We start from the raw sequence: 8,856 nt of genomic DNA, 5'->3' as shown, positions 1-8,856 counted from the left end.
GGCGGCGTCGGGGTCGCCCTCGCCGAACAGCGCCGCGCGCAGTGCCGCCGCCGCATCCTCCTTCGCCGGCACGAGCCGTCCGTCCGCCGCGATGCCGAACCGCACCACGCGTCCGTCGCCGTAGCAGCTCGCGATGAGGGTCTGCCCGTTCGGAGACACCGCGACGTGGCACACGCCGTCGCCCGTCGCCACCGGATCGCCCAGGGGCGCGAGGGCCGTGTCTCCCGTGCGCGCGAAGGCCTGCACGGCCGCATCACCCTCCAGCGCCGCGTACACCACGTCGATACCCGGGTGCTGCGCGAGCCACGACGGCGACGGGGTCGCCGTCACCGCCCCGCGATACGCGAGAGTGCTCGCCTCACGACCCTCGTCGCCCGCGAGCACGCCGATGCCCTCGGCGGAGCCGTCCATCGCGGGGCCGTAGCCGCCGAGCCAGAAGCGCGTCACGGTCGCCTCCCCTCGATCAGTCGAGCAGGTCGTGGCGCACGATCACCTGGTCGCGCTCGGGGCCCACACCGATCACCGAGATGCGCGTGTTGCTCATCTGCTCCAGCGCCAGGACGTAGTCCTGCGCCGTCTGCGGCAGGTCCTCGAAGGTGCGCGCGGTCGAGATGTCCTCGCTCCAGCCGGGGAAGTGCTCCAGGATCGGCTTCGCGTGGTGGAAGTCGGTCTGGTTCACCGGAACCTCGTCGAAGCGCTCCCCGTCGACGTCGTAGGCGACGCACACCGGGATCTGCTCGAGCCCGGTGAGGATGTCGAGCTTGGTCAGCACGAGGTCGGTGATGCCGTTGATGCGCGTGGCGTAGCGGGTGATCGGCGCGTCGTACCAGCCGACGCGGCGCGGTCGCCCGGTCGTGGTGCCGAACTCGAAGCCCTGCTTGCGCAGCCACTCGCCCTGCTCGTCGAACAGCTCGGTCGGGAACGGGCCGGAGCCCACGCGCGTCGTGTACGCCTTGACGATGCCGACGATGCGGTCGAGCGCACCGGGACCGACACCGGAACCCGTCGAGGCCCCACCGGCCGTGGCCGACGACGACGTGACGAACGGGTAGGTGCCGTGGTCGATGTCGAGCATGGTGGCCTGGCCGCCCTCGAACACCACGACCTCGCCGCGGTTCAGGGCCTGGTCGATGAGGTAGCCGGTGTCGGCGACCATCGGGCGCAGCCGCTCGGCGTACGACAGCAGGTCGTCGACGATCTCGTCGCACGTGACGGCGCGACGGTTGAAGACCTTCACCAGCAGGTGGTTCTTCTGGTCGAGCGCACCCTCCACCTTCTGGCGCAGGATGTTCTCGTCGAACAGGTCCTGCACCCGGATGCCGACGCGGTTGATCTTGTCGGCGTACGCGGGACCGATGCCGCGGCCCGTCGTGCCGATGTTGCGCTTGCCGAGGAAGCGCTCGGTGACCTTGTCGAGCGTGCGGTGATACTGCGTGATGATGTGCGCGTTCGCGCTGACCTTGAGGCGCGACACGTCGATGCCGCGGGCCGACAGGGCCTCGAGCTCCGAGAACAGCACCTCCAGGTCGATGACCACGCCGTTGCCGATGACCGGGGTGACCCCGGGCGACAGGATGCCGGAGGGCAGCAGGTGCAGCGCGTACTTCTCGTCGCCGACGACCACGGTGTGCCCGGCGTTGTTGCCGCCGTTGAACTTCACCACCCAGTCGGTGCGCTCACCGAGAAGATCGGTGGCCTTGCCCTTTCCTTCGTCGCCCCACTGCACGCCGACGATCACGATTCCTGGCATGGGTTCTCCCCTGCTTTCGCCGGGTTTGCACCGGCCGATGAGCTGGCCCTCTTCGGGCGTCCCCATCCTATCGGGCGGCCTCCGACACCCCTCCGGCCCCCGGCCTCCGGAGCGTGCGGGATCGGGAAGGCACCTCCGCTGGCCCTCGACCGCCCGTTTCCGATCCCGCACGGGCCGTCACGACGACCGTGCCGCTACAGTGTGCGACGGAGGTCGGTATGACACGGTGGTGGCCCTACGCGCGGCTCGCAGCATCGGCTCTCGCCGTGGCGGCCATCGTCGCCCAGCTCCTGCGCACGCTGGAGATCGCGCGCGACGCCGACACCGCGTGGGGCGGCCACCTCCCCACCGTGATCGCGAACTTCTTCAGCTTCTTCACGATCGAGTCGAACGTGCTCGCGGCGGTCGCGCTCGCCGCCGGGGCCGTGTGGGCGCTGCGCCACCGCGACACGACCGACCCCGAGCCGCGCTGGCTCGCGGTCCTGCTGATGTGCGCGAGCAGCTACATGATCGTGACCGGCGTCGTCTACAACACCCTCCTGCGCGGCATCGCCCTGCCGCAGGGTGCCACGGTCGCGTGGTCGAACGAGGTGCTGCACGTGGTGATCCCCCTGCTGATGCTGCTCGACGTGCTGGTCGCCCCGCGTCGACGCGCACTGCCGTGGAGCGCTGTCGCGGTCGCGGCGGTCTTCCCGATCGTCTGCGTCGTGTACACCCTGGTGCGCGCGAACCTCGTGGTCTCCCCGGGGACGGGCGAGCACTGGTGGTACCCCTACCCGTTCCTCAACCCGCACCAGCCGGGCGGCTACGGGACCGTGGCGCTGTACGTGCTGCTGATCGCCGCGATCATCCTCGCCACCGCCGCACTGGTCGTGTGGGTCGGCCGCCGACGCGGTGTCGTCCGCGCGCAGTGACGGCGCGGTCAGTCGAGCGCGTGTCCGCTGCGCGCGGCGGCCGCGGCCAGCTGACGGTCGAACGTCGCGAGACGGCATCCGTGGTGCACGGCCGTGGCAAGCACACACGTGTCCGGCATCTTCAACCGGTGCTCGGCGCGCAACCGTGCAAGAGCCAGCGGCTCGTCAGGGCCGAGGGCCGCGACCTCGACGCCGATCTCTTTCAGGTCGTCCCAGGCCTGAGCCTCGCGACCGACCCTGGCCGGCCCGACCAGCACTTCGGCCAGCGTGAGCGGATGCACCAGGTACGGCGGCGGCGTGCGCTCGAGCATCTCCAGTGCCGCCCGGTGGTGCGCGTCGCGGTCGTCGAGCAGACCGATGAGCACACCCGCGTCGACGACGATCACTCGTCCCAGCCTTCGCGGACGCGCTCCAGGTAATCGTCGCCGTAGACACCCGAGTACCGTCCGGCGAGAGAACGGAGTCGCTGCGCCCGCCGGGCATCACCCTCATCCGCGTGCTCTTCGACGGCGCGGGCGCCCTCCTCGAGAAGGAGGAGGATCAGGGCACTGTCGCGCTCCTCCTCCGGCCACCGCCGTCGTGCCACGTCAAGGGCGCGGGCGACCTGCGGCGTGTGCGTGATGTTGGTCCGCGGGTGCTTGGTCGGCATGCGTCAAGTGTAACACCAGCAGTCTGCGGTGTAACACCGACGTCGACGAAAGCGGACATCACCCGGGTGATCGCCCGCCGCTGATCTTGTGGAGCGCGTGACCCGGTGTCACGCTACCCGTGTCGCCACCGAACCGTTGGGTGCAGCGGACGGTGGCGTCGGGCTCCGCCCTTTACCCCGCCAAGGACGGCACCCGACGAGGTGCTCTCGCGCCGCCCAGGGGGCTGATCGTCGCGAGAGCACCCCGACGGATCCGATCAGGCGGGTAGCAGCGCCTCGCGGTCGTCGTCGTCCGCCGCCGCGTCGCCGGTGAGCAGCGCCGCGCCACGGGCATCCGGGTCCACGTCGAGGTAGCGGTCGAGCGAGTCGTCGAGCTCCTCCAGCCAGGGCGTGTGATGCACGGCGGCGAGGGTGCCCGTCATGACCGAGGCGTACACGCGGTCGCGGTACCCCATGATGTCCGCCTTCTTGTCGCGCTTCCACGCCAGGAAGATCTCGACGACGCGGTCGAGGTCGAACGCCGGATAGTCGGTGCACTCCAGGAGGTCACGGATGTAGTCCGCCTGGAAGCGGATCTCGGTCGCCGCCGAGTCGATCCGGTCGAAGCGCTCCCGCCACTGCGCGATCGAGGCCGCCCGCTCCGCCTCGTCGGGGAGCTCGATGCGACCGAGGATCACATCGCGGACGAACCACGCCTGCGCGTCGAACATGTTGAACGTGAACCACTGGTCCTGCGCGCCCAGGTACGCCAGCCGCGGGTTCTGCTGCCACAGCACACCGCGGTAGAGCCCGTCCGGGTAGACGTTGTTGGGCGACGACAGTGCGAGGTCGCCCGGGAGGAAGGGGTACCGGTGCAGGTAGCCGGTGCAGAGGATCACCGCATCCACGCGCGTGGAGGTGCCGTCGGCGAAGTGCGCCACGCTGCCGTCGAACCGTTGCACGACCGGACGCTCCTCGAAGCCCTCCGGCCAGTCGTACCCCATCGGCGCGGAGCGGTAGCTGGCGGTGACGGAGCGGGCGCCCATCTTGAACGCCTGGCTGCCGATGTCCTCGGCGGAGTAGCTCGACCCGATCACGAGCACGTCGCGGCCGGCCAGCGCTTCGGCACCGCGGAAGTCGTGCGCGTGCGAGATCGATCCGGGGAAGGTCTCGATGCCGTCGACGTGCGGCACGTTCGGGAAGGAGAAGTGCCCGCTGGCCACCACCACGCGGTCGAACTCCTCCGTGGTCGTCGCTCCGGTGGGCAGGTGCTCGCTGGTGAGCGTGAACACCTCGCGCTCCTCGTCGAACTCCACCCAGCGCACGGCGGTCTGGAAGCGGATCAGGTCGCGCACCCGCGTCTTCGCGAGGCGTCCGGCGATGTAGTCCCACAGCACGGGGCGCGGCGGATACGACGAGATCGGACGGCCGAAGTGCTCGTCGAAGGTGTAGTCGGCGAACTCCAGCGCCTCCTTCGGGCCGTTCGACCACAGGTTGCGGTACATGCTGGAGTGCACGGGCTCGCCGAACTCGTCCAGTCCGGTGCGCCAGGTGTAGTTCCACTGGCCGCCCCAGTCGGCCTGCTTCTCGAAGCAGACCAGGTCGGGGATGTCCGCCCCCGCACGGGCCGCGGACTCGAAGGCCCGCAGCTGTGCCATCCCCGAGGGGCCGGCACCGATGATCGCTACTCGTTCACTGTTCGTCACGTATGGTCCTCACACTCGTCGTCATGTATCGGGCGCAGCCGTATCCGGGTGAGGAGGACAGTCCTTCTCCGGGGGGAGCGGAACGCTCGACCTGCCCGGACAGTGGCTGCTCTTCGACGTTAGCAGTGCCCCACCGGCGGCCTGGCGGGAAAGCGACGACGGCTGTCCCTCCCGAGGATCGCCCACTGTCGGAGGCCGGTGGGAGGATCGGACGGTGCCACACACCCCCACGCGAGAACCCACGGTCGAGCAGCGCGCGCCCGACCGCCGTCAGGGCGTGCTCGTCCTCCTCGCCGCCGTGGTCACGGTGGTGCTCTGGGCCTCGGCGTTCATCGGCATCCGCGGAGCGGGCCCGCACTACGACCCCGGTGCACTTGCGCTGTTGCGCATGGCCGTCGGCACGCTCGCGCTGACGGTGATCGCGCTCCGCCACGGCATCCGCCTCCCCGACCGGCGGCAGTGGCTGCTCATCGTGCTGTGGGGCGTCGGCTGGTTCTGCGTGTACAACCTGGCCCTGAACAGTGCGGAGCGCACGCTCGACGCGGGGACGGCGGCGATGGTGGTCAATCTGGCTCCGCTCATGGTGGTGGTGTTCAGCGGACTGTTCCTGCGGGAGGGCTTCCCTCGCCCGCTGATCATCGGCGCACCCATCGCGTTCCTCGGCGTGGTGCTGATCGGCATGAACTCCACGAGCAGCACCGGTCCGGACATCACCGGGCTCCTGCTCGCTCTGCTGGCCGCGGTCATGTACGCCGGATGCACGCTGCTGCAGAAGCATCTGCTGAGCGGGGGTGCCGACGCGACCACGCTCACGTGGCTCGGCGCGGCCGCGGGCACGGTCGCCCTGCTGCCGTGGATCGGTCCGCTCGTGGCCGACGTGCAGTCCGCGCCCCTCGACGCGACCCTGTGGGTGGTGTACCTGGGCGTGTTCCCCACGGCGATCGCGTTCACCACCTGGGCGTACGTGCTGCAGCGCAGTACCGCGGGCAAGACCTCCGCCACGACCTACGTCGTCCCGGCGCTCGCGATCCTGATGTCGTGGATGATCCTGGGCGAGGTGCCGACGCCGCTCATGTTCGTCGGTGGCGCCCTGTGCCTGCTCGGGGTGCTCATCACGCGCCTGCGCTGGCGCCGCGCCCGCTGATCCGCGGGTTCGCCGAGGCCGACGCCGCCCTGTTCGGCGGGCGCGCGTCCCGTCGTTGCGATTACGCTGGTCGGCGGAGGGGCACGACGTGGTCCCGCGTGTGAACGAGGGAGACGAACCGACCGATGACCGAGCCCGACGCGCAGACTCCGCCGACGATCTCCGCACCCCCGCCCCCGCCCGCTCCCTCCGCCGCGACCTCGCCCGCCGCCACCCCGGCTCCGACGCCCGCGCCCGGCGAGAAGCCCGCACCCACCGAGGCCGAGATGGCCCGCGCCACCGGCGTGCTGAAGACCATCTCCGACGCGTACTCGGCGAAGATGGTCGGCCAGGAGCGCCTGCGCACCAGCCTGCTCGTCTCGCTCATCGCGGGCGGCCACATCCTGCTGGAGAGCGTGCCGGGTCTCGCGAAGACCACCGCCGCGAGCACCCTGGCTGACACCGTGAAGGCGCAGTTCAAGCGCATCCAGTGCACGCCCGACCTGCTGCCCAGCGACATCACGGGCAACCAGATCTACGACGCCGCGACCGGCACGTTCCGCACCGTGCTCGGCCCCGTGCACGCCAACTTCGTGCTGCTCGACGAGATCAACCGCTCCAGCGCCAAGACCCAGAGCGCGATGCTCGAGGCGATGCAGGAGCACCAGACCACGATCGGCGGCGAGATCCACCCGCTGCCGAAGCCGTTCCTGGTGATCGCGACGCAGAACCCCATCGAGCAGGAGGGCACCTACGAGCTGCCCGAGGCGCAGATGGACCGGTTCCTGCTGAAGGAGATCGTCGAGTACCCGAGCCCCGCCGACGAGTTCGAGATCCTCAGCCGCATCGACTCCGGCGTGCTCGACCCCGACCGGCACGTGTCGAGCGCCGTCACGCTCGACGACGTGCACCTGCTGCAAGACGTCGCGAGCCGTATCTACGTCGACCCCGCGATCCGCAACTACATCGTGTCGCTCGCCTACGTCACCCGGAATCCGGCGCCGTACATCGGCGAGGAGCGCGCCCGCTACATCAAGTACGGCGCCAGCCCCCGCGCGAGCATCGCGTTCCTGCAGGCGTCGCGGGCCCTCGCCCTCCTGAACGGACGCGCGCACGTGCTGCCGGAGGACATCCGCGCCCTCCGGCACCTCGTGCTGCGCCACCGCGTGCTCCTGACGTTCGAGGCCGACGCCGAGGGCATCCGCAGCGAGGAGATCATCGACCAGATCTTCGCCTCGGTCCCCACGCCCTGACGCACCGCAATGGCCAGCCTGATCACCCAGGTGAAGAGCAAGCTCTTCATCCACTCGTCGCGCAAGTCCCTGCACGCGCTCGACGGCGCCTACGCGTCGCTGCTGCACGGACGGAGCCTCGACTTCGAGGACCTGCGCAAGTACGAGTACGGCGATCAGGTGCGCGACATCGACTGGCGCGCGACCGCCCGGCTGGGCACGCCGCTGGTGAAGCGGTCGCGGGCCACGCGCATGCACACCGTGATGTTCGTGGTGGACACCGGTCGCTCGATGGCCGCCCTGGCCGCCGACGAGCGCTCGAAGAAGGAGCTCGCGATCCTGGCCACCGGGGCCCTCGGCGTGCTCACGCTGCGCCACGGCGACGACTTCACCGTGGTCTACGGCGATGCGTCCAGGGTGCGCCGCCTGGCTCCCGGTCGCAGCGAGGGCGCCCTCGAGCACGCCCTGCGCACACTCGATCGCGCGGTGGACGACGCGGCGGCCCCGAGCGACCGCGACGCGCTGCTGTCGTTCGTCACCCGCACCGTCGCCCGCCGCATGATCGTGGTCGTGCTCACCGACGAGGCCCCGGTCACCTCCGAGACCGAGCGACTGCTGCGGAGACTGCGCGTGCAGCACGACGTGCTGTGGCTCACCCTGCGCGACGCCGACCCCGTGCTCGACCACCGCACCGGGCGGCTGCGCGTCGACGTGGACAGCCGGTGGCAGGTGCCCGACTTCGTGCAGGGCGACCGCGGCATCGTGCAGGAGCTCACGGCGCAGCGCGATGCCGACGCCGCCCGCCTCGCCGACCTCCTCACCCGCATGGAGATCAGCCACGCCGCGCTCGACGGACAGGACGACGCCGTGCCGCAGCTGCTGCGGCTGCTGAACCGGAGGTCGAATGCCCGGCTCTGACGAGCTCTACCCGCCGGCGCAGTACGGCTGGGGCTGGATGCTGCTCGCGCTCGGCATCCTGGCGCTGCTGGTGCTCGGCGCGTGGCTGCTGATCGTGCTCACGCGACCCCCGCGCACCCCGGCCCCGGCCGCCACGGGCGCGACGCCCTCGACGCTCGACGTGCTGTCGGTGCTGCGCACGGAGTACCTCGACCGCATCCAGGCCGTGGAGAACGACTACCTCGGGCGCCGGCTGTCGGCGCGGCAGGCCAACCTCGAGCTCAGCCGCGTGGTGCGCGCGTTCGTGAACGAGTACAGCGGCCTGGAGGCGCCCGTGCTCGCGCTCGACGACCTGGTCGCCCGTGGCGTGAACCCGGCCCTGATCGACGCGATGGGCCGGCACTACTACCCGAGCATCTTCCGGCAGGGTCCGGCGATCGACCCCGTGGCGGGGGCCGCGGCCGCCAGGACGGTGGTGCGCGCATGGCACTAGCGAACGTGTGGATGCTGATCCTCGCCGCGGCCGTCGTCGTCGTGGCGGTCGCGGTCGGGCTCGTGCTGGGGTTGCGGCGGCGGGGCGGTCGTGCGGCCGGTGACACCGCGCGG

10 protein-coding genes are annotated in these 8,856 nt (G+C 70.7%); 5 read left to right on the top strand and 5 right to left on the bottom strand.

What is annotated here, in order from left to right:
* Window positions 1-447: lactonase family protein (locus tag DW309_RS15270; protein ID WP_136045864.1), on the bottom strand; the 447-nt coding region annotated here is incomplete at its 3' end.
* A 16-nt stretch (window positions 448-463) separates the two neighbouring features.
* A complete protein-coding gene (locus DW309_RS15265; RefSeq protein WP_136045863.1) occupies window positions 464-1,750 on the bottom strand; it encodes an adenylosuccinate synthase in 1,287 nt (428 codons plus the stop codon).
* 218 nt (window positions 1,751-1,968) lie between these two features.
* Between DW309_RS15265 and DW309_RS15260 the strand changes: the two genes are divergently transcribed.
* Window positions 1,969-2,664 (top strand): Pr6Pr family membrane protein, encoded by a 696-nt coding sequence (locus tag DW309_RS15260; RefSeq protein ID WP_136045862.1) that lies wholly within the window; start codon window positions 1,969-1,971, stop codon window positions 2,662-2,664.
* Window positions 2,665-2,672: 8 nt separating this feature from the next.
* Here DW309_RS15260 and DW309_RS15255 read toward each other — a convergent pair whose 3' ends face one another.
* The 3 genes from DW309_RS15255 to DW309_RS15245 form a co-directional block, all read right to left on the bottom strand.
* Window positions 2,673-3,050 (bottom strand): type II toxin-antitoxin system VapC family toxin, encoded by a 378-nt coding sequence (locus tag DW309_RS15255; RefSeq protein ID WP_168387299.1) that lies wholly within the window; start codon window positions 3,048-3,050, stop codon window positions 2,673-2,675.
* Complete coding sequence (locus tag DW309_RS15250) at window positions 3,047-3,313, bottom strand: hypothetical protein (RefSeq protein WP_136045860.1); 267 nt, start codon at window positions 3,311-3,313, stop codon at window positions 3,047-3,049. The genes DW309_RS15255 and DW309_RS15250 overlap by 4 nt, the downstream gene beginning before the upstream one ends.
* 257 nt (window positions 3,314-3,570) lie before the next feature.
* Complete coding sequence (locus tag DW309_RS15245; protein WP_136045859.1) at window positions 3,571-4,998, bottom strand: trimethylamine monooxygenase; 1,428 nt, start codon at window positions 4,996-4,998, stop codon at window positions 3,571-3,573.
* A 214-nt stretch (window positions 4,999-5,212) separates the two neighbouring features.
* Here DW309_RS15245 and DW309_RS15240 point away from each other — a divergent pair, with 214 nt between their 5' ends.
* The 4 genes from DW309_RS15240 to DW309_RS15225 all read left to right on the top strand — a co-directional run bounded on the left by DW309_RS15240 (window position 5,213) and on the right by DW309_RS15225 (window position 8,743).
* Window positions 5,213-6,142, top strand: coding sequence for a DMT family transporter (locus DW309_RS15240; protein ID WP_136045858.1), 930 nt, complete (start codon window positions 5,213-5,215; stop codon window positions 6,140-6,142).
* Window positions 6,143-6,267: 125 nt separating this feature from the next.
* Entirely contained in the window at window positions 6,268-7,374 is a 1,107-nt protein-coding gene (locus tag DW309_RS15235) for an AAA family ATPase (RefSeq protein WP_205812810.1), read from the top strand.
* Window positions 7,375-7,383: 9 nt separating this feature from the next.
* Window positions 7,384-8,271 (top strand): DUF58 domain-containing protein, encoded by an 888-nt coding sequence (locus tag DW309_RS15230; protein ID WP_136030824.1) that lies wholly within the window; start codon window positions 7,384-7,386, stop codon window positions 8,269-8,271.
* On the top strand, window positions 8,258-8,743 hold the full coding sequence (locus tag DW309_RS15225) for a hypothetical protein (RefSeq protein WP_136045857.1): 486 nt from the start codon (window positions 8,258-8,260) through the stop codon (window positions 8,741-8,743). The genes DW309_RS15230 and DW309_RS15225 overlap by 14 nt, the downstream gene beginning before the upstream one ends.
* The last annotated feature ends 113 nt before the right edge of the window (window positions 8,744-8,856 follow it).

Origin of the sequence: Microbacterium sp. K41 (assembly GCF_004794395.1) — a bacterium.
Classification (GTDB): domain Bacteria; phylum Actinomycetota; class Actinomycetes; order Actinomycetales; family Microbacteriaceae; genus Microbacterium; species Microbacterium sufflavum.
Note: the sequence above shows the minus strand (reverse complement) of the source record. Positions and strands in the feature narration are given on the sequence as shown.